The 23,193-nt window shown below is 36.3% G+C and carries 22 protein-coding genes, 3 tRNA genes and 3 pseudogenes; 8 read left to right on the forward strand and 20 right to left on the reverse strand.

Features of this window, described 5'->3' with window-relative positions:
* The 7 genes from R0F62_RS03040 to R0F62_RS03070 form a co-directional block, all read right to left on the reverse strand.
* Positions 1–480 (reverse strand): dihydrofolate reductase, encoded by a 480-nt coding sequence (locus R0F62_RS03040; protein ID WP_038199174.1) that lies wholly within the window; start codon positions 478–480, stop codon positions 1–3.
* Positions 477–1,757 (reverse strand): dihydropteroate synthase, encoded by a 1,281-nt coding sequence (folP, locus tag R0F62_RS03045; protein ID WP_138317886.1) that lies wholly within the window; start codon positions 1,755–1,757, stop codon positions 477–479. Before folP ends, R0F62_RS03040 begins: the two co-directional genes overlap by 4 nt.
* Complete coding sequence (locus R0F62_RS03050; RefSeq protein WP_022626368.1) at positions 1,754–1,972, reverse strand: dihydroneopterin aldolase; 219 nt, start codon at positions 1,970–1,972, stop codon at positions 1,754–1,756. Before R0F62_RS03050 ends, folP begins: the two co-directional genes overlap by 4 nt.
* Before the next feature lie 206 nt (positions 1,973–2,178).
* On the reverse strand, positions 2,179–2,835 hold the full coding sequence (locus tag R0F62_RS03055) for a CADD family putative folate metabolism protein (RefSeq protein ID WP_022626367.1): 657 nt from the start codon (positions 2,833–2,835) through the stop codon (positions 2,179–2,181).
* Between the two features lie 70 nt (positions 2,836–2,905).
* A tRNA-Ile gene (locus R0F62_RS03060) sits at positions 2,906–2,982 on the reverse strand.
* Between the two features lie 42 nt (positions 2,983–3,024).
* Positions 3,025–3,348, reverse strand: a complete 324-nt coding sequence (gene trxA, locus R0F62_RS03065; RefSeq protein ID WP_010962901.1) for a thioredoxin — start codon at positions 3,346–3,348, stop codon at positions 3,025–3,027.
* 127 nt (positions 3,349–3,475) lie between these two features.
* Complete coding sequence (locus tag R0F62_RS03070) at positions 3,476–4,096, reverse strand: ribonuclease D (protein ID WP_010962900.1); 621 nt, start codon at positions 4,094–4,096, stop codon at positions 3,476–3,478.
* A 180-nt stretch (positions 4,097–4,276) separates the two neighbouring features.
* On the opposite strand from R0F62_RS03070, the gene R0F62_RS03075 reads away from it, so the two are divergent.
* A tRNA-Gly gene (locus R0F62_RS03075) sits at positions 4,277–4,349 on the forward strand.
* Positions 4,350–4,934: 585 nt separating this feature from the next.
* On the opposite strand, the gene R0F62_RS03080 is transcribed toward R0F62_RS03075, so the two are convergent.
* Both R0F62_RS03080 and R0F62_RS03085 read right to left on the reverse strand, forming a co-directional pair.
* The gene (locus R0F62_RS03080) at positions 4,935–5,048 is read right to left on the reverse strand and encodes a WPE palindromic element domain-containing protein (protein ID WP_251371765.1); all 114 of its coding nucleotides are present in this window, start codon (positions 5,046–5,048) and stop codon (positions 4,935–4,937) included.
* 231 nt (positions 5,049–5,279) lie between these two features.
* Positions 5,280–5,579 (reverse strand): hypothetical protein, encoded by a 300-nt coding sequence (locus R0F62_RS03085; RefSeq protein WP_156768666.1) that lies wholly within the window; start codon positions 5,577–5,579, stop codon positions 5,280–5,282.
* Here R0F62_RS03085 and R0F62_RS03090 point away from each other — a divergent pair.
* From R0F62_RS03090 to R0F62_RS06775, 3 pseudogenes are all read left to right on the forward strand, one after another.
* A pseudogene (locus tag R0F62_RS03090) lies at positions 5,475–5,757 on the forward strand (transposase); the annotation flags it as partial. The gene R0F62_RS03085 and the pseudogene R0F62_RS03090 sit on opposite strands and share 105 nt — an antisense overlap.
* 42 nt (positions 5,758–5,799) lie before the next feature.
* Positions 5,800–6,444: pseudogene (locus R0F62_RS03095) on the forward strand (IS630 family transposase); the annotation flags it as partial.
* Positions 6,445–6,516: 72 nt separating this feature from the next.
* Positions 6,517–7,611 (forward strand): annotated as a pseudogene (locus tag R0F62_RS06775) (IS3 family transposase).
* Positions 7,612–7,808: 197 nt separating this feature from the next.
* Here R0F62_RS06775 and R0F62_RS03110 read toward each other — a convergent pair.
* The 3 genes from R0F62_RS03110 to rpmE all read right to left on the reverse strand — a co-directional run bounded on the left by R0F62_RS03110 (position 7,809) and on the right by rpmE (position 10,281).
* Positions 7,809–9,161 carry a hypothetical protein gene (locus R0F62_RS03110; RefSeq protein WP_317051406.1) on the reverse strand — a complete coding sequence of 451 codons (1,353 nt, stop codon included), beginning with the start codon at positions 9,159–9,161 and terminating at the stop codon, positions 7,809–7,811.
* An 83-nt stretch (positions 9,162–9,244) separates the two neighbouring features.
* On the reverse strand, positions 9,245–10,039 hold the full coding sequence (locus R0F62_RS03115; protein WP_070356930.1) for an NAD kinase: 795 nt from the start codon (positions 10,037–10,039) through the stop codon (positions 9,245–9,247).
* Between the two features lie 38 nt (positions 10,040–10,077).
* Positions 10,078–10,281: a 50S ribosomal protein L31 gene (rpmE, locus tag R0F62_RS03120; protein ID WP_007548602.1), complete on the reverse strand. Its 204-nt coding sequence runs from the start codon at positions 10,279–10,281 to the stop codon at positions 10,078–10,080.
* A gap of 128 nt (positions 10,282–10,409) precedes the next feature.
* Between rpmE and fabD the strand changes: the two genes are divergently transcribed.
* Positions 10,410–11,390: an ACP S-malonyltransferase gene (gene fabD / locus R0F62_RS03125; protein WP_038199165.1), complete on the forward strand. Its 981-nt coding sequence runs from the start codon at positions 10,410–10,412 to the stop codon at positions 11,388–11,390.
* A 39-nt stretch (positions 11,391–11,429) separates the two neighbouring features.
* On the opposite strand, the gene gpmI is transcribed toward fabD, so the two are convergent.
* The 7 genes from gpmI to R0F62_RS03160 all read right to left on the reverse strand — a co-directional run bounded on the left by gpmI (position 11,430) and on the right by R0F62_RS03160 (position 17,501).
* Complete coding sequence (gene gpmI, locus R0F62_RS03130) at positions 11,430–12,950, reverse strand: 2,3-bisphosphoglycerate-independent phosphoglycerate mutase (protein ID WP_274979304.1); 1,521 nt, start codon at positions 12,948–12,950, stop codon at positions 11,430–11,432.
* Between the two features lie 33 nt (positions 12,951–12,983).
* Positions 12,984–13,055 (reverse strand) — tRNA-Asn (locus R0F62_RS03135).
* Positions 13,056–13,862: 807 nt separating this feature from the next.
* The gene (gene purH / locus R0F62_RS03140) at positions 13,863–15,374 is read right to left on the reverse strand and encodes a bifunctional phosphoribosylaminoimidazolecarboxamide formyltransferase/IMP cyclohydrolase (RefSeq protein ID WP_010082407.1); all 1,512 of its coding nucleotides are present in this window, start codon (positions 15,372–15,374) and stop codon (positions 13,863–13,865) included.
* An 80-nt stretch (positions 15,375–15,454) separates the two neighbouring features.
* A complete protein-coding gene (gene fmt / locus R0F62_RS03145) occupies positions 15,455–16,354 on the reverse strand; it encodes a methionyl-tRNA formyltransferase (protein ID WP_010962892.1) in 900 nt (299 codons plus the stop codon).
* Positions 16,355–16,366: 12 nt separating this feature from the next.
* Positions 16,367–16,732, reverse strand: coding sequence for a 50S ribosomal protein L20 (gene rplT, locus R0F62_RS03150; RefSeq protein WP_006279340.1), 366 nt, complete (start codon positions 16,730–16,732; stop codon positions 16,367–16,369).
* 20 nt (positions 16,733–16,752) lie between these two features.
* Positions 16,753–16,959 carry a 50S ribosomal protein L35 gene (gene rpmI, locus R0F62_RS03155; RefSeq protein ID WP_007548610.1) on the reverse strand — a complete coding sequence of 69 codons (207 nt, stop codon included), beginning with the start codon at positions 16,957–16,959 and terminating at the stop codon, positions 16,753–16,755.
* A 98-nt stretch (positions 16,960–17,057) separates the two neighbouring features.
* Entirely contained in the window at positions 17,058–17,501 is a 444-nt protein-coding gene (locus tag R0F62_RS03160) for a PAS domain-containing protein (protein ID WP_010962890.1), read from the reverse strand.
* A 165-nt stretch (positions 17,502–17,666) separates the two neighbouring features.
* On the opposite strand from R0F62_RS03160, the gene alaS reads away from it, so the two are divergent.
* Together alaS and R0F62_RS03170 are read left to right on the forward strand one after the other, a co-directional pair.
* A complete protein-coding gene (alaS, locus tag R0F62_RS03165; RefSeq protein WP_274978913.1) occupies positions 17,667–20,300 on the forward strand; it encodes an alanine--tRNA ligase in 2,634 nt (877 codons plus the stop codon).
* Positions 20,301–20,373: 73 nt separating this feature from the next.
* Entirely contained in the window at positions 20,374–20,517 is a 144-nt protein-coding gene (locus R0F62_RS03170; protein ID WP_153801319.1) for a hypothetical protein, read from the forward strand.
* A 731-nt stretch (positions 20,518–21,248) separates the two neighbouring features.
* Here the strand turns inward: R0F62_RS03170 and R0F62_RS03180 are convergent.
* A complete protein-coding gene (locus R0F62_RS03180; protein ID WP_274979278.1) occupies positions 21,249–22,784 on the reverse strand; it encodes a lysine--tRNA ligase in 1,536 nt (511 codons plus the stop codon).
* 108 nt (positions 22,785–22,892) lie between these two features.
* On the opposite strand from R0F62_RS03180, the gene R0F62_RS03185 reads away from it, so the two are divergent.
* A complete protein-coding gene (locus R0F62_RS03185) occupies positions 22,893–23,189 on the forward strand; it encodes a type IV secretion system protein VirB3 (protein WP_007548615.1) in 297 nt (98 codons plus the stop codon).
* Positions 23,190–23,193 lie beyond the last annotated feature (4 nt).

Below are 23,193 nucleotides of genomic sequence, written 5' to 3' on the forward strand. Positions count from 1 at the left end.
TTAACGTGTCAGCTTGCATATAGTATAATCTTTCGTTTTGGTGAGAATAGTTTTATGCCATCCATCAAGAAGTGTTAAGTTGAAATATACATCACCTTTATAGGGTTTGTGAATTTCTGTTATGATAAATTCTGAGATTAGATCATACTCCAAAAAAAGATGCGCTATTTGTGCTCCACCAATCATGAAGACTTTAGAATTACTTTGGATTGACAAAAACTCTTGCATAGAAGAAATAATAGTGCATTTTACTCCTCTGTTAAAACAAGAATTTAATTTGTCACGAGAAAAAACAACAGGGATACGATTCCCTAATATGTCTTGAGGCATAGTTTCAAATGTCTTTCTCCCCATAACAATAACTTGTTTTTCAGTCACCTGACGAAAATGATCTAACTCACTTGGATAATGCCAGGGCAATCCATTATTTATTCCAATTACCCCCTTGGGATCAACAGCCATAATTCCGATAACTATCATCCCTGTAAAGCAGCTTGAGCTACAAAAAATCGCATGTGATCACGCACATTATGCACTCGAAGGAAATCAACCTTGTTGTGTAATACAGATGATGTAGCAATTGTTTCTAAATCTCGGTTAAAGACAGGTTCTGTAGAAAAAGAAGAAATAAATGACTTTCTAGAATGGCCAACCAGAACTTTGCAGCCAAAATTTTGTAACGTTTCTATACTGCGTAAAATCTGGATATTCTGGTACATAGATTTGCCAAAACCAATACCAGGATCAATAATGATCGAGCTTTGATCAAAACCTAGAGCTAGTAATCTATTAATGTTCCTTTCTGCCCAATTATTTATGGTATCAATTGGATCAATGTCACTTGGGATAATGTTGTCACTATGTGGTGGTATGGAGAGTGAATGCATAATAACGATACTACATCCACTGCTAGCAATCGCTTTTAAGGTATTATCATCTAGATCTCCCTTCTGATCGTTTACCCAGGCAATGTTGTAGTGCTCCAAAACATTCAAAATAACATCTGGCCAGAAACTATCAATGCTGACTTTAATGTCACCAACTTTCATATACTGATTGAGATTATCAAGCACTGGTTTTAAGCGTGCATATTCTGCTTTTGGAGTTTGTATTGAGGAGCCAGGTCTTGTTGATTGAGCACCAAGTTCAACTATGCTTGCACCATCTGATAACAGCCGCAGTGCCTGCTTGGTTGCTTGATCTGCATCATAATAAAGACCACCATCTGAAAATGAATCAGGAGTAATATTGACAATACCTACAAGCTCTGGTGAAAGCGTAAAACTCCTTAAAAAGCAATCCTTAATGTTAGGGTTAACAGTACCAAACGTTTTGTTAACTACTGCCATAGGGTTCAGCATTGTCATCAAGTGAAGCAAAAATGGTCTGTTTATCAATTCTGGGTGAGGAATCTTAAGGTAGGGTGTATCAAGTGTCAGGTCATCCCATAACAAAATATCCAAATCAATAACGCGAGGTGCCCATTTTTCATAGACCTGCAGACGGCCAATGTCACATTCAATTTGTTTAAGGCCCTTTAACAGCTCTTCAGGAGAAGAAGAACAACTTCCATACACAACCATATTTAGAAATGGCCTGTCCCACCCAGGTGAAGCATCATTTGGTAAAATAGCCTTAGTTTCCAGAATAATTGAAGATTTTAAATTTTTAAAATAGCGCTCCTGCAGTAACTGAGCAGCCTTTTGTAAATGGGAAAAGCGATTTCCTATATTTGAGCCAACAGAAATGTAAATCATTCTTGCAACGCATTACGATAAGTAAAGAAAACACCTCCATGCACACTGGGGACAGGTGGTGCAACTTTGTGAATAGTTACGCCTATAGAAGAAATAATAAGCTTTTTTTGCATCACAAGGTTATTAATGGTCCTGTATATATCATGAGTTAAATGCTCGATTAAGTTGAATTGCTTGCTTTGAACGAGAGATTGAATACTCTGAACTACCTCCAAGTAGCATATAGTATCCTCAAGCCGGTCAGTTGTAAGTCCTAAAGGGGGGATTTAAAGGTAAAATCAATATTAACACTAACTAATTGAGAATGATACTTCTCTTCTGCACTATAGCCTAAATGAACCCAAAGCCGTAAGTCAGATATAAGAAGATTACATGCAGACATTGCATTCCAACATCACTGAGTTTAAGCTACTTACAACTACTAACACACGCTAGCATTCATCATTCCATCAAGAAAACCCCACAAGAGCCTTGCTCCCTTTTGAGCACCCTGCATAACTTTATCTTGCTCTTTTTCATCTAGATCTTCAATAAGATTTGCACATTCCTCAGAATGCCATTCATCAGCATGCATATGGACCGTAAAAAATTGAAGAGAACGCTCATCACTTATTGAATAGTGTTTTTTTAAACCTTCAATTTTAGACTTGGAAACCTCTGGAGTTTGACGTTCGTAAGCGTACAAGGCTCCAAGACCTGCTGCAAAACCTGATCTTACAATGTCAAAGTAACCATCAATTAATTCTTGTGTCTCCTTAATCTGTGCACTTTCACGAAGATCAGATCGCGCAACGCCAAGCCCTTCAGCAAAACGTTTCCATAACTCTGGATGATTTTCATCACCTTGTTCCTCTTCTATTAAATTACCAAGTAAAACCTGTCGCATTTTTAGATCTGGGCACAGAAAATGTATACCACTGATGTAACGAGGAAACGCAGCAACATGGTGATAATATTCTTTAGCATAGGTTTGTAAAGCTTGCAAGCTTAAGCTTCCTGTATTCCATGATTGGTAGAATGGATGATTTAGTAAGTGCAATTCATCTAACTTGTTATTTAGAGACTTAGTAAATTCCATCATTTCCCCCATTACATTAATATATAGTTCATATACTATAGTTTTCTCATTGTTACGATCATGCTAACAATGGTGGGATTGGTAGGACTCGAACCTACGGCCAATTCGTTATGAGCGAACTGCTCTAACCGACTGAGCTACAATCCCTTTTATCAATATTTATAATACACACAAAAGCAAATTTGTCTATTAGCTTATTTCACTATCAACCCAACTTAGCAGATCATTTGTTGCACCAATTTTGCGTGCAATTTCCTTACCATCTTGAAATATAATCAAAGTAGGTATAGATTGAACCCCATACTTACTTGGCACTTCAGTCCCTTCATCTATGTCGAACTTGCAGATCTTAATCTTGCCTTTTCTGTCTTTAGCCAACTGTTCAATACGCGGCATTAGACTTTTACATGGCCCACACCATTCTGCCCAAAAATCTACCAGAACAAACCCTTTATAGTCAGTGACTTCAGATTTGAAATTTTGATCATTTACCGGTGTAATATCATCACTCATAAAATACCTAAACTTAAAACGATTGCTTGTAAAATATAGCGTATCTATTAGCAGTTAATCAACTAAATTCTTACCGCAGAGCTTGAAAAATTGCCCTAAAGTGTTTTGCACAAACAAAAAACTTCTATTACATCTGGTGGTTAAAGATATCCACGTTTTCCCAACCCATTAAGTCTAATTCAATACGAGTAGGAAGAAATTCAAAGCACTTTTGGGCCAATTCTTTTCTATTTTCACGCTCCAGCATTAAGTCTAGCTTTTCCTTTATCCTGTGGAGATACAAAACATCAGATGCAGCATAACTTTTTTGTTTGTCTGTTAAATTTTCATTTCCCCAATCAGAAGATTGCTGCTGCTTATTTAGTTTGGTATCAAGCAGCTCTAAGCACAACTCTTTTAAGCTATGATTATCTGTGTAAGTGCGAACTAAACGTGAAGCTATCTTTGTGCAATAGCACGGAAGTGCCCAAGTTTCCAAGTAATAACGTATTATGCTCACATCAAATCGCGCGAAGTGAAATATTTTAGTTATATTTTTATCCTCTAATATTTTTCTTAAATTTGGCGCTGTATAATCGTTCTTGAGTTGAACTAAGTGAGCGTTGCCATCATTAAAAGAGAGCTGCACAAGGCATAATCTATCTCTGCTATGAAGTAGCCCCATTGCCTCGGTATCAACAGCTATAGACCTTATATCATCTGGTATTGAACTAGCTGGCAAGTCGTCTTTATATAAAAATATTCCCATAAAATTAATACATTTTTTGGCACAACTGAAAACCTATGATAATCAAAAATGAGTCTTAAGTATACGAAAAGATCATAGAAGGAACCACGCAAATTTATGGGCTCTCACATTTTTCGTGTACACGGGGTTTACAAATCGCTGTATATGCCTATAATTAAGTAAATTTAGGTTAATTTAATTGCGGGAGTAGCTCAGTTGGTAGAGCGCAACCTTGCCAAGGTTGAGGTCGAGGGTTCGAACCCCTTCTCCCGCTCTTTGCTTTCAAAATCATTTCGTCAAAAATCCCTTGACAAACTCCGCCAGCTCCCTTATCATGATAGTGAAGCTATTGTATTTGCTTTCGCCAATCTGCAGATTAAAAGGTAAGGATTACTTAATGTATCGGCGTCTTATGTTCAATTTTTTGCAGTATATAGATACTGTATGTCTTTACAAAACTTCATCTACATCTAGATTTTTATCTAAATAAGCTGAACGCGCTTATAAAGCGTTACAAGACATCAAAAAATGCCAATACTCGACAGAGATAGTAAAAGACTAGCTAACTCGGGGATTCTTTGTCTTTTTTTCTGCTTAGTAAATTTCTTAAACATTTGCAGCATAAGTTAGTTGCAATTAAAAGCAGCTGAACTTCGCTTGTCAAGCGTTTAAAACATAAAAAACGCCAATATTTTAAAGCGGATAATAACCACGGGGCTTCTTTTGCCTTTTTTTTCATTTGGTAAATTTCTTAATGTTTGTGGCTGAACGACAACCGTCATCCCGCTACTTGTTAGCGGGATCTCTTGTTAGCGGCTGAGATACCGCGAATGAATCGCGGTATGACGTAGGACTGCTGTCATTCCAGCGCGTGACGCTGGAATCCAGTTCTTATTACCTGGTGTAAAGTTAAGTTTCCTGGATCCCAGTGTCTGGGCACTGGGATGACAAGAAAGGAGCACTGAGATGACAAGAAAGAGGCTACTTGGATAACAGAAGAAGGAGGCTACTTGGACAACACCCTGACAACCATCATCCCGCTACGTGTTAGCGGGATCTGGAAATACCGCGGCGGTATGACGTAGGACTGCTGTCATTCCAGTCTGGAATCCAAAAAAGGATGATGTCATCCCAGTGCTTGACACTGGGATCCAGCTTCTGTGCAACCTCATCAAAAACATTCATTTAGTATAAACTTTCCATGCTAGTTTGCTTGCTTACAAGCAAACTTTCCTGGATCCCAGTGGGCTTTGTTGCATCGCTCAAGTGAAAAGAACTGGCAGTTACTGACAAAATTCATTATAAATAGCCATTTAACTGTTGAAGAAAAAATATGCCACAAAAAATGAGAGTCAGTAACTGCCATGAATATAACAAATTTCTCCAAGAAAGAGGAAGCATTTTTTGTTATATCAATGACGCCATAGAAAATTGGTACGAGAATTGTCCAAAAATGCAGGGCGGCAACTATATTTATAGTGATAAAGTTGTGATTTTGGTGCATATAATCGTCAGTTTCTTTAGAATTGGTTTAAGACAAACAGTCGGGTTTATAAAAGGGTATTTGCAACAAATAGGAAGAGATTTGCAGCTATTCACAAGCATCAAGAAGGTTTAAGAAACTTAATATTAAGATAAATGATTGCAGAATTGATAAAAATATAGCTCTTTCCATAAAAGTCCGGATGTGATAGGATAAGGGTAGATGATGATAAGGAGGTTGAATGCCAGCAGCATATAGTTATGATTTAAGAAAAAAAGCAATGGAAGCGCTAGACGAAGGAGAAAGCAGAGAAACAGTGGCAGCAAGATTTAAGATTGGACGAACTACTTTATGGGAGTGGCAGCAAAGAAGAAAAGAAACAGGAGACTTTCAATCAAAAAAACTTGGAAATGGGGGTTACAATCACAAAATTACCGACTGGGATACCTTTGCCAAATTTGCCAGAGAACACAGAGGAAAGACTCTATCGGAAATGGCTAAACTTTGGAACAACGTTAGTATCCAAACGATCTATCGAGCCCTTAAAAAAATTGGATTTACGCGCAAAAAAAGACATATGGATACAAGGAAAGAAACGAAGAAAAACGTGCTGAATTTTTGAAAATTATAGCGACAAAAGAACCTAAAAACTTAGTGTATATAGATGAGTCTGGCATTGATAACACCGAACTACGGATATTGCCAGAAAGGACAGCGGTTTTATGCCTTAAAATCTGGAAAGAAAACTCAACGAATCAGTATGGTTGCAGCCTTAAGTGGAAGAAAGATAGTTGTTCCGTTAACCTTTGAAGGCCACTGTAATATGGATGTTTTTAATGGATGGTTTGAGCAATTTTTGACACCGATCTTGGAACCTGGACAGACTGACCTTACCCAGAAAAAGTGGAGAGAAAGAAAGGAGTTTTTTCGGGTAAAATAAAATTTTGGAGGATTAGAAATGGCAAGAGAATATACGGCAGAATTCAAATTGGAAGCTGTTAAACTGGCAAATGAACAAAGAAAGGCAGGTCAAACAATTACAAAAATAGCAAAGGATTTAGGAATAAAGGGTGGTTTATTAGGAAAATGGATAAAGAAACACAACGAAAAAAAGTCGGCAGCAGATGCATTTCCAGGTAGAGGTAACATGGCTCCTTACGACAAAGAGAGGTTTGATTTACAAAGAGAGTTAGCAAGAGTAACAAGGGAAAGAGACATTTAAAAAAAAGCCCTGGCCAGTCAAAAAGAGTAAAATATTTTTTTATATAGTAACTGCTATAAAGTACAGGAATTATGTAGGATTTTCTGCTAGTGGCTACTATAAGTGGACCACAAGAAAAATAAGCAGTAGAGAATCAGCAAATAAAGAGCTACTCGCAGCTATTCAAAAAATATATCAAGTTTCTAAATGTAGATATGGAGCTCCTAAAATTCATGCTGAATTGAAGGCTTTGGGTAAAAGTTGCAACTTAAAAACAGTGCAAAGTATTATGCAGAAAAATGGTATTCAGGCTATATTGAGAAGAAAATTTAAAATTAAGAAACAACAAACGGACAGTAGCTCCCAATATATTAGACCAAAACTTTATTGTCGATCAACCAAATAAAGTATGGGATTACTTATATAAAAACCAAAGAAGGATGGCTATATTTGGCAACAATAATCGATCTATATTCACGCATGGTAGTTAATGAGCAGTTCAATAAATAAACAATTGGTTATGGACTCTTTATTAATGGCCGTTAACAAGCGTAAACCTGCCAAAAATCTACTATTACATAGTGATCAAGGTTCACAATATACTTCGCAAGGTTATCAATATCTCTTATCCATAAAAAACATAGATGAGTTATAAAGGTTGTTGTTACGACAATTCTGTTGTGGAAAGCTTCTTCAGTTCTCTAAAAAGGGAGTTACCAATAGACACCTCTCGGCACTCTAAACAGCATATCAAAACTGCTATATTTGAATATATAGAAATTTTTTATAACAAACAACGTCACTATTAACTATTGCATTCCTGAGCATTTTGATTCATCATTCTCTTTGTGAAAAACATTCCAAACTTTCTCTCCACTTTTTCTGGGTAAGGTCAGTCAGCTACTTGGATGACAGGGGAGGGAGGTGCTACCCTGACAATCGTCATCCCGCTACGTGTTAGCGGGATCTAGAGATACCGTGAATGAATCGCGGTATGACGGTCTGCAGCGGTATGACGTAGGGCTGCACTAGCTATATCATGCATTTTATTAACCGACACTATAAACAATATCCTTACAATTATGAGATTGAACCACAACTTGCTCAAGCGTTAAGCTGCTGCGTTTAGCGTCTTTACTGTGATTTTCCCCAAGAACATTTGTTCTTTCTCGTTTTATTTCCTCAATGAATTTCCCATTAACATCTTTAGGATCAATCTCTTCTTCAGAATATATAAGGTTAGTGCAATTTGTTTTTCTATAATAATGCACGCCAAGACATATAATTGATAATGCAAGTATACCAGAACCTATAAGTAATGATAATCCTATGTTATTAGTCAAAGGGTTTTGGTAAAATTTTTGTACACCATTAACACCATGTGTTGCAAGTAGCCCTAGAGGAAACGCTATATTTGCAGCAACTACACCAGTAAATAATGCAGTAAATATTGGTCTGTCGTTAATTACTGATTTTATTTTATTAGTTCTAGTAATTACTTTTTCGTCAATGTTAGTGAAGCTTTGTTTAGCTTCCCAAGCATTAAGTACAAAATTTGAATGAGTGCCATTGCTATATTCCAGTCTTACAGATTTTATAGCTTTATCTTTTGGCTGGTGCTCCAACACCTCAGCTAAAATTTTATCCGCATCTTTTTTTTGAATGGAATGTTCTTCAGTATCTATAAATTGCCTTGTTGCAAAAAATATTGGACCAATTGCAAGCAATGCAGCAAGTGCGATAACTGGTATAGTGATATATTTTGGGCTGTTTGTAAAAAATGCAATAAATTTTGCTTTATCTTGTAAATATAATAAAGCTGCAGATATACTGAGTATAATAGCACTTGCAGTAAAAATTATAAAGCCCTTCTGCTGCATGGAATACTTTGCTCTTGGCAAGAATCTGTTTGTTTTTTTATTTGTTGTGCCACCTACATCAGAATTTAGTGACAAAGACTCTTCAGAGTCATCTGTCTTATATGATGGTGGAGAAGTTGAAGGTACGCTAAGTTTGTTACTTGATTCTCTGCTTAACCGTGTTAATGTTTTATCAAGATCATCAGGATCATCAAATACTGTCTCTTGAGAAGGGGATCTGCTTAGAGTTGAATTTTGTGGCACGTCAACATGAGTTTCTTCACCTTTTGTTTCTTCTAGGGAAGGAGGTGATACTTGAGTCTCAAGAGTTAACGGATCTCTTGAATTAGCATTGCTGTTTTTTTTCTCTTTAAATTCTTCCTCTAACAAAGCTTCTAAAGCTGTATTTTCATCATTTTTTTTCGGAGTACTTGTCCTAAGTGCTGGTGTTGGTAAAATTCCTAGTGTGCTCTTGCCATCTTCACTTATTGATGTGGAAGAAATTAATGTTGCTGTTTGTTCTTTATTTACTGGGTCAGACATATTCACTCCAAAATTAATTACTATGCTGCATTGATTACGCTATAGTTATTAAGATATAGTAAATACCAATTTATGGATAATTATTAGTATAGAAATTGTCTATCAAAGATTCTTTCATTCAGAGGGTAATCTTTGTCAAAAAGCAAAGTTATTGTGTTTTCGTGGTCTTTTTGTATTTTTATCTGTGATATATTATGAAACTCCTTGTAATCTGATACTACAAGTGCTGGACGGTTTTTTGTGTCGTTAATGTCAATTTGTACGATTGTATCGTTTGATATTAACGCTCCATTCCAATGCCTTGGGTAATAGCTATTGATAGAAGTGAGTGCAAGTAAATTTGAATTTAGCGGCAAGATTGGGCCACCGGCAGAGAAGTTGTATGCAGTGCTGCCTGTGGGGGTAGATAATATTACTCCGTCCCCTCTAAATTTTTCTACTTTTAGCTTATCATTAATAGTAATATTCATCTCTACTATTTGGTTCGCTTTTCTAAAAACGTATACTTCGTTTACTGCTATGTAATGATATCTCTTGCCACTTGTGTCTGTTGCTTCCATTTTTAGCAAAGTTAACTGAGTTGAAGTTGCATGCTCTATATGATCAATTAAATCTTCACTGCAGCTAAAGCATTTATTCATCAAAAACCCAACATTGCCAGTGTTTATCCCATACACATGCATGTTTTTATTTTCTATGACGTAATTGTGCAAAGTGCGTAGCATAAAGCCATCACCGCCAACAACTATCAATAGATCGATTTCGGACTTATTTTCTTCTGTTATATTGATAAAATTAAGTTTCTTTAATAGTTTAGATACTTCCTGCGATTTTGGTGATGGAGAAGCAACATAGCCTATATTTTTGTATTTATGCATGCTTCAGTAAACTCTCTAAAACTTAAAGAGGAGGAGAATTAGAAAATGCTTCCATATTTATCGTTAAACTTAGCTAATTTGCTAGTTTTACTTGCTAACCCGCTTGTCAAACTTCCAGTCCATGCAGGGTGAGTAAGAGGATCTCTATCAAGTTTTACCCTATCTCCCTCCTTTCCATAAGTGGAACGAGTTTCAAACTCTTGACCGTCTGTCATAACTATAATAATTTTATGATAATTCATTGTTGTTTATAAACTTTTAGTCAGCTAATATTCTAGTGAACTTAATTCACTAAGTCAATCATTATTCTAAAATATTGACAAAAAATAAATAAAGTAGTATATTTAATAAGGAATAAATAATAACTATCATGATTTTTGCTTTCCCCGGTCAGGGCTCTCAGTTTGTAGGAATGGGAAAGAGCTTATATAGTGAGTTTTCTGTTGCAAGACAAGTATTTAATGAAGTAGATAGCATATTGGATGGAAAGCTGTCTCATTTAATCTTCAACGGTCCTATTGAAGAATTAACCATTACAGAAAACGCTCAGCCAGCTATAATGGCAGTATCAATTGCAATGCTACGTGTTATGGAGCATGTGTTTGGCAAATCTCTTTTCACTGATCACAATGTTAAATATGTTTGTGGGCATTCAGTTGGCGAATATACAGCGCTGTGTGCTGCAGGAGCGTTAACGCTTGAGTCTGCAATCAAGCTGCTGAAAGTTCGCAGCGAAGCAATGCATGAAGCTTCACTGAAATGTAAAGGCGGAATGGTTGCGTTGCTTGGAGCAGAGATAAATGAAGTGGAAGATATATTGAAATCAGTTCAAATTGACGGAATTTGTGAAATTGCAAACGATAACGGTGGCGGACAAGTGGTTATAAGTGGCACTAGAGAAGCTCTTGAAATGTTACCCGATTTATTCAAAAACTCGAGTGTGAGGAAACTAATTAAATTACAGGTTAGTGGGCCTTTTCATTCATCTCTTATGAAACCTGCTGATGAAAAAGTTTTGGAGTTTTTGAAGGGTATTAAAATAACCCGTCCTATAGTTCCTTTGATATCAAATGTTACAGCTAAAGAGGAGAGTGATCCCAAAGTTATAAAAACTTTACTCGCCAAGCAAGTTGTAAGCAGAGTGAAATGGAGAGAAATGGTTTTGTATATGTCAAGCCGTGGCATTAACAAATTTGTTGAAATTGGCCCTAATAAAGTTTTATCTAATTTGGTCAAAAGAATTGACCAATCTATCAGTACAAAAAATATAGATAGTATTGGTGATATTGACAGCTTCTTTAATGAATCATTAGTACTAACAGCGAAAAATTTAAAAGTTGGATTAAGTTAAAACACATCTATTTGATGTCATTCCGGTGCATAACGCTGCCTAGCTGGAATGACAGAGGGTAATGCAAGAAATCAACGAACTGCCTGTCATTTCGTTTGGTTTTTTAATTCCAAGTAGCTGTAAAATAGTAGGGGCAATGTCAGATAACCTTCCGTCTCTTAGTTTTAGATTATCGCAAGACACAATAAATGGCACTTTATTTAGAGTGTGTGCTGTATGAGGTGTATTATTTTCTTCATCGAACATACATTCCACGTTACCATGGTCTGCAGTAACAATTAATGCGGTGTTGCTTGACTTTTTAACAGCATTCAGCACTTTCGCAAGACAATCATCTACAGCTAGCACAGCTTTCTCGGCTGCTTTTATATTACCTGTATGCCCTACCATATCAGGATTAGCGTAATTTACAACTATCAGTGCGAATTCTTGGGAGTGAATTTTTTCTACAAGCTTTTCTGTGAGCTCGAAGGCTGACATTTCGGGCTGCAAATCGTAAGTTTGAACTTTTGGTGAGGGAATGAGTATTCTTTCTTCACCAGAGAAAGGTTCTTCTTTTCCACAATTGAAAAAGAAAGTCACATGAGCGTATTTCTCGGTTTCGGCGATACGTAATTGTCGTAATTTATTGTCTTCTATTGTTTGTCCTAGAGTATCAGCGAAAGAAGTAGGAGGAAAAATATAAGGAATTTTGAGATCTTCTTTATACTTCATCATACTTAAAATTGAAGAGAATTTTGCTACCTTAGCGTAATCTGTTTTGCCAAGCAAAATACTTGCTAATTGTATCATTCGATCAGCACGAAAGTTAGCCAACAGCACTCCATCTTCTGGTTTTATACCTTGATAATCACCTATTACTGCGGGCCTGATAAACTCATCAGTTATGTTATTTTGATAGTTATTCTCAATCAACGATACTGCATTATCATGACAAGGTGCCTTTGCAAATGCGATAGCCTCATAAGCTTCGATTGTTCTCTTCCACCTGTTGTCACGGTCCATAGCATAGTAACGCCCAGAAACAGTAGCAATTCTTGTGTCATTTCCCTTTATACTCTTTGTAAATTCTTGAATGCATTTTTTTCCTGAATTTGGCAATGTGTCTCTGCCATCTAAAAATGCATGTATCACCACTTTTATTCCATGCTGTGATATTTTATTTGCTAAAGTTGAAATATGCTTTTGATGCGAATGAACACCACCATCGGACACCAATCCCATTATATGGCATACTCCGTTCTTACTTTTTAGATCATTAATAAAACTTTGTAGATTTACATTGTTTTCTATTGTTCCAATCTCTTGATTAATGCGCTGAAGGCTTTGTATTACCACTCTACCACTGCCAATATTCATATGGCCAACTTCTGAGTTACCTATTTGACCACCAGGTAACCCCACATCAGCTCCACAGGCGGATAAACTGCATTTTGGATAATGAGAGCTAATATATTGCCAACAGGGTGGATTTGCGTTGCTGATAGCGTTGTATTTATTATTCTCTATTCCATTTCCCCAGCCATCTAGTATACATAAAACCACTGATTTAATGTTCATATAAAATCAACACTAGAATTTCACAGAGAGGAGCTCCCCGGGCCGGATTCGAACCAGCGACCAATTGGTTAACAGCCAACTGCTCTACCACTGAGCTACCGAGGAATAAACCGTTTTTAATTTACCATGTTGAACGTTGGTTGTAAACGTTTTTTGTGTAGACTTTAAGTCCAACTGACCCATAGAAACAAAAAAACTTACTTGACAAACTCCGCCAGCCCTCTTATCATGAGACTGAAGCTATTGTATTTGCTTTCGCCAATCTGCAGATTAAAAGGTAAGGATTACTTAATGTATCGGCGTCTTATGTTCAATTTTTTGCAGTATATAGATACTGTATGTCTTTACAAAACTTCATCTACATCTAGATTTTTATCTAAATAAGCTGAACGCGCTTATAAAGCGTTACAAGACATCAAAAAATGCCAATACTCGACAGAGATAGTAAAAGACTAGCTAACTCGGGGATTCTTTGTCTTTTTTTCTGCTTAGTAAATTTCTTAAACATTTGCAGCGTAGGTTAGTTGCAATTAAAAGCGGCTGAATCTCGCTTGTCAAGCGTTTAAAACATAAAAAACGCCAATATTTTAAAGCGGATAATAACCTCAGGGCTTCTTTTGCCTTTTTTTTCATTTAGTAAATTTCTTAAACATTTATAGCTAAACGACAACCGTCATCCCGCTGCTTGTTAGCGGCTGAGATACCGCGAATGAATCGCGGTATGACGGTTCGCAGAGGCATGACGGTTCGTGGCAGCACGATAAGCTCCTCATCCCGCTACGTGTTAGCGGGATCTCTTGTTAGCGCCGCGGCGGTATATTTGTCATCCCGCTAGCGGGATCTATGTTGAGAGATACCGCGAATGAATCGCGGTATGACGGTTTGTGGCGGTATGACGATAAGACACAAAGCCTAATGGAAAAAACTGCGAACGCCAGTGAAAAACATAGCAATTTTATTTTCATTTGCAGCTTTTATCACATCTTGATCTTTCAGCGAGCCGCCGGGCTGAATTATAGCTGTAATCTCATGTTTTGCACTTTCTACTATGCTATCTGGGAATGGAAAAAATGCATCTGAAGCAAGCACTGCACCTTTACATTTTTCACCTGCTTTTTTCACTGCAATGTTCACACTATCTATTCTGCTTGTTTGCCCTGCACCGATGCCAATAGCACAACCATCTTTTGCTATAACTATTGCGTTGGATTTCACATGCTTACATATTTTCCAGGCAAAAATAAGATCTTTTTTTTCTTTGTCTGTTGCAGTGCATTCTGTTACTTGTTCTGCTTTTATTGTGTGGTCATTATTTTCTTGCACCAAAAACCCACCAACAACATTTTTAGTTTGGTATTTCACATTTTGTTGAAAAGATTTATGAATAATCACTCTTAAATTTTTCTTTCTTTGTAAAATTTTTAGTGCCTCATTGTTTACCGATGGTGCTATCACTACTTCCAAAAATATCTCGTTTAATTTTTCTGCTAGCTTTAAATCTATCTCCCGGTTTAAGGCAACTATACCACCAAAACTGCTTACTTCATCGCACGATAGAGCTTTTTCATATGCCTCCAAAGCATTATTACCAATAGCAGCGCCACATGGGTTATTATGCTTGATTATCACTGCTGCAGGTTCTTCGAATTCAGAAGTTATGTTAAGTGCGGATTCTATATCTACTATATTATTATAACTCAACTCTTTTCCATGTAGTTTTTCCAACGGATATTCTGTAAATTGATTACTATAAAATGCAGCTTTTTGATGGGGATTTTCACCATACCTGAGTTCTTGTACTTTATGCCCGTATAGAGCAAAAAACTCTGGTAACTCATTATTTTTACTCTGGGATAAAAACCAACTGTGAATATTAGAATCGTAGTGTGCAGTGAGAGCAAATGCTTTGGTTGCTAAGTGTTTTCTATATTCCAATGTTGTTTTATTGTTATTTTCTATCATCTCAGCTTTCAGTGCTTCATAGTCTTGAATGCTAGAAATAACTGAAGTAAAACGAAAGTTTTTTGCTGCAGCTCTAATTAACGCCACTCCGCCGATATCAATTTGTTCTATAATTTGCTCTTCATTTGAGCCGCTACTTACTGTCTCCCAAAATGGGTATAGGTTAGTTATAAGCAGTTCTATTGGCTCAATACCTAGATTTTGTATTTCCGTTTTGTGTTTTTCTCTATTGCAAAGTATGCCTCCATGAATTTTAGGGTGTAAAGTTTTTACTCTACCACCCAGTATCTCTGGAAATTGTGTGTAATCTGAGACCTCTTGTGTTTTTATTCCTGCACTAGATAGCACTTTATAAGTATTGCCCGTTGAAAGAATTTCTATTTGTTGCTGCGTTAAAAACGATGCAAGATCAATTATATTCGTTTTATCGTATACTGATATTAAAGCTCTTTTTATTTTCATTTTTATATGGAAAGTTTTTTAAGATTATATCTAAGAAAAGGAAATTTAGCTATTACATTTCTACACTAATTTAAAGCAGCCTATTCTATAAATTTTTTTACCATGCTTGATTTCAAGCCACGAATAAAATCTTCAATACTGCAAGGATTTCTCCCTTCCATTTGTACAACTTTAGGAATTAAAGTGCCACCTTTTAAACTTATGTGCATATTATCGTTAACAATCTTACCTTGTTCTGAAGCGAGAGCTTCAAAGTCAGCATCAAGTATCCTGATACGTTTATTTTCTATCTTAATGAATGCTTTTGGGTAAAACGCTTTAACTTTTCTATAAGCAACTTCACAAGCATCACTTGCATAAATTTTATAGTCTTCCACTTTGTCAGCGTAACATGCATCGTTATCGTTCTGTTTTAAGGGAAGCTGTTTTTCAATTTCGTTTAGCACTTTCAGCAGTAAATCACTGCCTAGCTTAGATAATTTATCATGCAATGTCTTGTAATTATCGTTCTTTTCGATAAGAAATTTTTCCTGTTTTAAAATAGTGCCGGAATCTAATCCTTCATCCAATTGCATAATGCTAACCCCGGTTTCTTGATCTCCTGCTAAAATTGTGTGCTGTATCGGGGCTGCACCACGCCACCTTGGTAGTAATGAAGGATGAATATTAATACAACCATATTTAGGAATATTCAAAATTTCTCTTGGAAGTATCAATCCATACGCGGCAACAACCGCAACGTCTGGCTTGAAATTTCTAAATTTTTCTTGCTCTGCCGAGAACTTTAGAGAGATAGGAGTACATACCTCTATGTTACTTTCTTCAGCGATAACATGTACTGGAGATTTCGTTGGCTTCTGTCCACGCCCCGAAGGTTTTGGAGCCTTGGTGTATACTGCCACCACTTCGCTCTTTGATTTCAGTAACAAGCTCAGAGAATTAACAGCAAATCCTGGTGATCCCATGAAAATAATTCTCATGGTGTTTTTGCTTTAAGAATTCTCCGCTAATTTACCACTTACAGTTTCTACTAATTTGGCAAAATCATCCTTATAATTAACTGCCATCTCAGCAAGAATTTTTCTATTTAAATCAATGCCGGCAAGTGTAAGACCATGCATAAACCTACCATAAGTAAGCCCATGCTCTCTTGCTGCTGCATTAATACGTATTATCCATAAGCTACGGAAATCACGTTTACGGGTTCTTCTGTCTCTGTAAGCATATTGCAGTGCTTTTTCAACTCTTTGTAATGCAATTCTATAACAGCTTTTTGCACGCCCTCTATAACCCTTTGCCAGTTTCAATATTTTTTTATGACGAGCGTGAGTAGTGACTCCACGTTTTACCCGAGCCATTTTATTTTACCTCCATTTTGTTAAATACCGTAAGGCATATGAAGCTTAACTATACGCGAGTCAGATTTACCAAGAATCGTTGTACCGCGCTGATTACGAATATTAGATTTACTTCTCTTTACCATGCCATGCCTTTTGCCTGACTGAGTAGAAATAACTTTACCCTTAGCTGTAAGGTGAAAGCGCTTTTTCACAGAAGATTTGGTTTTTAATTTTATTTTCTTCATATTCCAAATAAATTTACAAGCACTACTATTGAGTTCTTTAATAGTAATTAAGCATTAGTATAAATAATTTTATTAAAGAATCAAATTAAAATTGTATATTAAAGGAGTTTAAAAGTAATTACGCCCAATATGTGTGTTATACCTTCTTTATTCCCAAGTGGCAACAATACTTGCCTCATTTTAACACTTTCACTTTCTTCCTCTTCATTGATCGGGCATTTACTCTCTATTACAGTATCAAGTTTATCAATAACTGCATCTATTTTATATAGTCGCAAAAATGGTGCATCAATTGCATACTTATTATCAATGCGCGTCTTTTTCTCAAAACCATAGAATTCAACAGCCTTTTCTCCTGCATTTTCACAAATATAACCTTGATCCTTGACTTCAATGACAAAACAATGCTGCCATGATTCCATTATTTCTGCAGTGTCTATTTCATGCCTTTCTGGCCAATCTCTGTCTGATCCTTTTATGTCATTCCAGTGTTGAGTCACCACATTTGCTATTCTTTTTTCTTTGCCTACATAAATTTCCATTCCAATTTCCACATATAAAACACAGATATGAGGTAAATTTATCGTGAATATATTGATTTTTTCTTACCACAAGGTGCATGTCACTAGAAGTTCTGAGATCTAGAGAGTGGTATTGATTTTATTTCCATTACAACTTATTATTTATAGATAACCTCAATAAAAACGATGAAGCTAAACGAAATCAGAGGAAGATTTATAAAATTTTTTGTAAATAATGACCACGAGCAGGTTTCTTCTTCTCCTTTGATTCCAGAACATGACCCAACGCTCATGTTCACAAATGCTGGTATGGTGCAGTTTAAAAATATTTTTACTGGTGCTCAAAAAACTGAAATGAAACGTGCTGTCTCAAGTCAAAAGTGCCTAAGAGCAGGCGGTAAACACAATGATCTGGAAAATGTTGGCTATACAACTCGGCATCACACATTTTTTGAAATGCTCGGAAATTTTAGCTTCGGTGATTACTTTAAGGAAACTGCGATAGAATTTGCGTGGGAATTTATCACTAAAGAGTTATCTCTTGATAAAAACAGACTATCCATAACCGTCTACCATACTGATGATGAGGCGTACGAGATTTGGCGTAAGATAAGTGGCTTTTCAAGTGATAAAATCATAAGAATTACAACGGATGATAACTTTTGGAGTATGGGAAGCACTGGTCCGTGCGGTCCATGTTCTGAAATTTTTTATGACCATGGGAGTCCTAATTTACAAGAGGGCGATAGAATTGTTGAAATCTGGAATCTGGTATTCATGGAGTTTAACAAAGATGAAGAAGGTAATTTACACAAATTGCCAAAAAAATGCATCGATACTGGAATGGGCCTTGAAAGAATAGCGGCTGTTATGCAAAACGTCCATGATAACTATGATATTGATCTATTTTCTGCTCTGATAAGTAAATCACAAGAGTACTGTGGAAGAACGGAAAATAAAATAGCGCATAAGATCATAGCAGATCATCTTCGCGCGGCTGCATTTCTCATCGCAGAAGGAGTGCTTCCTGGAAATGAGGGCAGGAATTACGTATTACGCAGATTAATTAGGAGAGCCACACGTTATATTCACCTGCTTGGATATAATGATTCCCTACTCCATCGTATTTTTCCAGTGTTGATAGATAGCACGAGTTCGGCTTATATGGGAGCTGAATTAGTCAGAGCTAAAAGCTTAATAGAAACGACGTTAAAATCAGAGGAAGAAAACTTTAAAGACACTTTGATGAAAGGTATCAATCTCCTGGAGAAATTCACTACAGATTTAAAATCGGGCGATACTTTGCCTGGAGAATCAGCGTTTAAGCTATATGACACCTACGGATTTCCTTTGGATATTACACTTGATATTTTAAAAGAGAAAAAAATAAATTTTGACCAGAAGGGTTTTGATGATGCAATGGGAGAACAAAAAGAGAGAGCACGTGCTAAATGGGCTGGATCTGGTGAAAAATCTGTTGAGCAAGTATGGTTTGATTTGATCAATAAATTTGGCAAAACAAAATTTGTTGGTTATGAGTTCAATGAAGTAAGTGATGCGAAAATACTAGCTATAGTTTCCTCTAAAAATGAAGTAATTGATTCTGCAAAGGAGGGAGAAAAGATAACCATTATACTTGATAAAACACCTTTTTATGGCGAGTCAGGTGGACAAGTGGGAGATACTGGCAGTCTGATCAAATCTGATAGAAGTATTATTATAGTCGAGAATACCAATAAGGTTAATGACCTATATTTGCACAGATGCATAGTTAAGTTCGGTTCAATTTGTAAAGGTAACACAGTTGCAGCAAGCATTGACAAGGAAAGAAGGCAAACCTTAAGAAGAAATCATTCAGCTACACATCTTCTGCACTTTACACTCAGAAAAATTCTAGGTGATCATGTCACTCAAAAAGGTTCCCTAGTTGCACCAGATAGACTGAGATTCGACTTCAGCCATAACACTCAAATGACTCAAGATCAGTTGTTTTGGGTAGAGGATATGGTAAACTCTCTAATCAGAGAAAATCTTTCCGCATCTACAAAAATTCAAAGCATGAATCAGGCAATAGGCGAAGGAGCTATGGCGTTATTCGGTGAAAAATATGGCAACCAAGTAAGAGTAGTGAAGATTGGAGATTCAAGGGAACTGTGTGGTGGCACACACGTTGAACATACTGGAGAAATTGGTTTGTTTAAGATAGTAACAGAGAGTTCTGTTGCTTTTGGAGTGAGGAGGATTGAAGCTTTAACTGGTCAGGAAGCAATCAATTATGTACGTGATAATGAAATTAACTTAAAAAAAGTTGCAGAATTCGTAAAAGCGCCAGTGAGTGAAATAACAAGCAGATTAAGTATTTTAAGTCAAGAACACAAAAAATCCGAAACCAAAATAAAAAACCTATATAAAAAGCTTGTGAGTGCAGAGAATATAAAAAGCACCGAAATAAATGGAATAAATTTTATAAGCCACACTTTCACTGATATTCCAGCAAATGTAATAAGAGAGTTTGTTTTGCAGCAACAAAAACCAAAAACGGTAATAGCTTTTACGGCAACAGAAAAAGATAAAACAGTCTTGATTATTAAAGTAAGTAAAGACTTAATCAATAAGATTAGCGCAAAAGAACTAATATCCATAGCAGTTAAAAAGAACTGTGGTGGGAATGCTGAACTTGCACAAACAGGCTGTGATAGCAATAAAATAGATGATGCCATTACAGCCATTTATAGCAAAATAACAGCTTCTAAGCACTCTACGTCATACCACCACGAACCGTCATACCGCCGCGGCGCTAACAAGCAGCGGGATACTTAACCATCGTCTACACCGTCATACCGCGATTCATTCGCGGTATCTCTTAGCATAGATCCCGCTAACAGGTAGCGGGATGACGGTTGTCAGGCTAGCTGTCATCCAAGTAGCTCGACTACTTGGATCCAGGAAAAAGAATGGTGTCATGAAAGTAGCTGACACTGATTCCTTTATGATGGTGTCATCCCAGTGCCCAGACACTGGGATCCAGGAAACTTAATTGCAAGTAATGCATTGGATTTGGTGAGTATGGGTTTTGCGTTATAGAATGAAGCACTTTTGGTGAATTTATAAAGAAAGCTGGATCCCAGTGTCAAGCACTGGGATGACAAGGTATAAACCTTATCTTCATGCCGCCGCGAACCGTCATACCGCGATTCATTCGCGGTATCTCAGCCGCTAACAAGAGATCCCGCTAACAAGTAGCGGGATGACGGTTGTCGTTCAGCCACAAACATTAAGAAATTTACCAAATGAAAAAAAAGGCAAAAGAAGCCCCGTGGTTATTATCCGCTTTAAAATATTGGCGTTTTTTATGTTTTAAACGCTTGACAAGCGAAATTCAGCTGCTTTTAATTGCAACTAACTTACGCTGCAAACGTTTAAGAAATTTACTAAGCAGAAAAAAAGACAAAGAATCCCCGAGTTAGCTAGTCTTTTACTATCTCTGTCGAGTATTGGCATTTTTTGATGTCTTGTAACGCTTTATAAGCGCGTTCAGCTTATTTAGATAAAAATCTAGATGTAGATGAAGTTTTGTAAAGACATACAGTATCTATATACTGCAAAAAATTGAATATAAGACGCCGATACATTAAGTAATCCTTACCTTTTAATCTGCAGATTGGCGAAAGCAAATACAATAGCTTCAGTTTCATGATAAGGGGGCTAGCGGAGTTTGTCAAGGAATTCTTATTAAAACTAAAGAGCTCAAATGAAAGGAGGTAAACTCTAAAGTATACATTTAGTAGCGCTTTCTATGAGAGAAATCGTATTACCTATTCCGTAAAGCTTTATGAAAGATCCCATTCTTGGACCGGTTTTTTGGCCAAGTAACGTTTCATATAATAGCTGAAACCAGTCACGTAAGTTGGTGTAATCATATTTTTTTCCAATAGAAAATACCTGAGATTGAATTTCTTCAGCAGTAGCAGTTGTAGATAGAGAATGTAAAGTGTCCTTCAAATCTAGTAACGCTGCTTTTTCTTTTTCATTTGGAGTTTTATATGATTTTGTTGGCTTGATAAAATCGTGATAATACTTTACTGCAAAGTCTGAAAGTCTATCAAGCATTTTATTATTTTCTGGTGTAACGTTTGGTGCATAAGAGGATATAAAACCCCATAGGATCTCTTTGTTTTCAGCATTACAAGCTGCTGCTAGGTTTAAAAGTAGTGAGAAATTTATGCCTGAAGTTTCTATACTGGGAACATTGCCCTGGTGAATGTGCCAAGCAGGATTATTTATATCCTTTTCTTTGTTCTCATGATAACGCTTTACAAATTCTAAATATTCATCAGTTGATTTTGGTATCACATCAAAATATAAACGTTTAGCTTTTTTAGGACTCTGAAAAATGTACAATGCTAAGCTCTCTGTTGGTGCGTAAGTTAGCCACTCTTCAATTGAAATGCCATTTCCTTTTGATTTTGATATTTTCTTTCCTTCTTTATCAAGGAAAAGCTCGTAGCAAAACAGAAGTGGTGGCTTTTCTCCAAGTATTTCACATATTTGACTTGAAAGCACAGCAGATGGAGTTAAATCTTTTCCGTGAGCTTCGTAATTTACTCCAAATGCGGCCCACCTCATTCCCCAATCAGGTTTCCATTGCAGTTTACATTTTCCTTTTGTCACTGGAACTTCTATTTTTTCCCCGTTTGGGTCTTCATATGTGATTGTTCCTTTCTCTGTATTTGTTTCAATTACTGGAACTTGTAAAACTTGAGAAGTTTTTGGGCATATTGGCAAGAATGGACTATAAGTCTGCTGTCTTTCTTCCCGAAATGATGGAAGCATTACGTCCATCACTTTATCATAATTTTTCAGTAAGAGTAAAAGTTTTTCATCGTAAACGCCAGATTTATAACACTCTGTTGCACTCCTGAACTCGTATTCAAATTCAAACATATCAAGAAATTTACACAACAATGAATTCATATGATGACCATAACTCTGATGAGTGCCAAATGGATCAGGTATCATAGTCAATGGTTTATTTAAGTGCTCTCTTAGCATCTCTTGATTTGGCACATTATCTGGTATTTTTCGCAAACTATCCATATCATCTGAAACTGCAATGATTTTGGTTTTTATACCAGGAGCTATTTTTTTAAATGCATTTACAATAACTGTAGTGCGGAAAACCTCTCCAAAGGTTCCTATGTGGGGTAAACCAGAGGGTCCATAACCAGTTTCAAATATTATTTCTTTTTTATTAGGAAACTCTTGCAATATTTTTTCTGCTTCTTGAAATGGCCAATTTGTCATTATCGGGATTAAATAATGTATCTTAACTTAAAGTGCTACTAGTTTCAATGGATTTTTAATATAATGATATAGTATTAGTGTTAGAGCTATTATTAGAAGGTTAAAGATATGTCCACAGGTAGTATACAAACAGATCAATTATTTAAAGGTCTTACAAGACCTGCAATGCTCTTTGGTGTGAGTTATATGTTTGCAATATTAAACGTCCTGATTTGCATGCTAATTTTCATTAATTCAAATGATTTAAGAGTGATTCTCTTAATGTTACCAGGTATACATGGACTTGGTTATATAGCTTCTGCAAAAGAACCGTTGTTTATTGAATTATTTATGGTAAAATTGGGAAAGTGCTCGAAATGTTTAAATCGTTTTTACCATGGAGCCAATTCTTATGATATTGCTTAACGTT

Source organism: Wolbachia endosymbiont of Drosophila aff. chauvacae BK-2020, from assembly GCF_032848195.1.
GTDB lineage: Bacteria > Pseudomonadota > Alphaproteobacteria > Rickettsiales > Anaplasmataceae > Wolbachia > Wolbachia pipientis.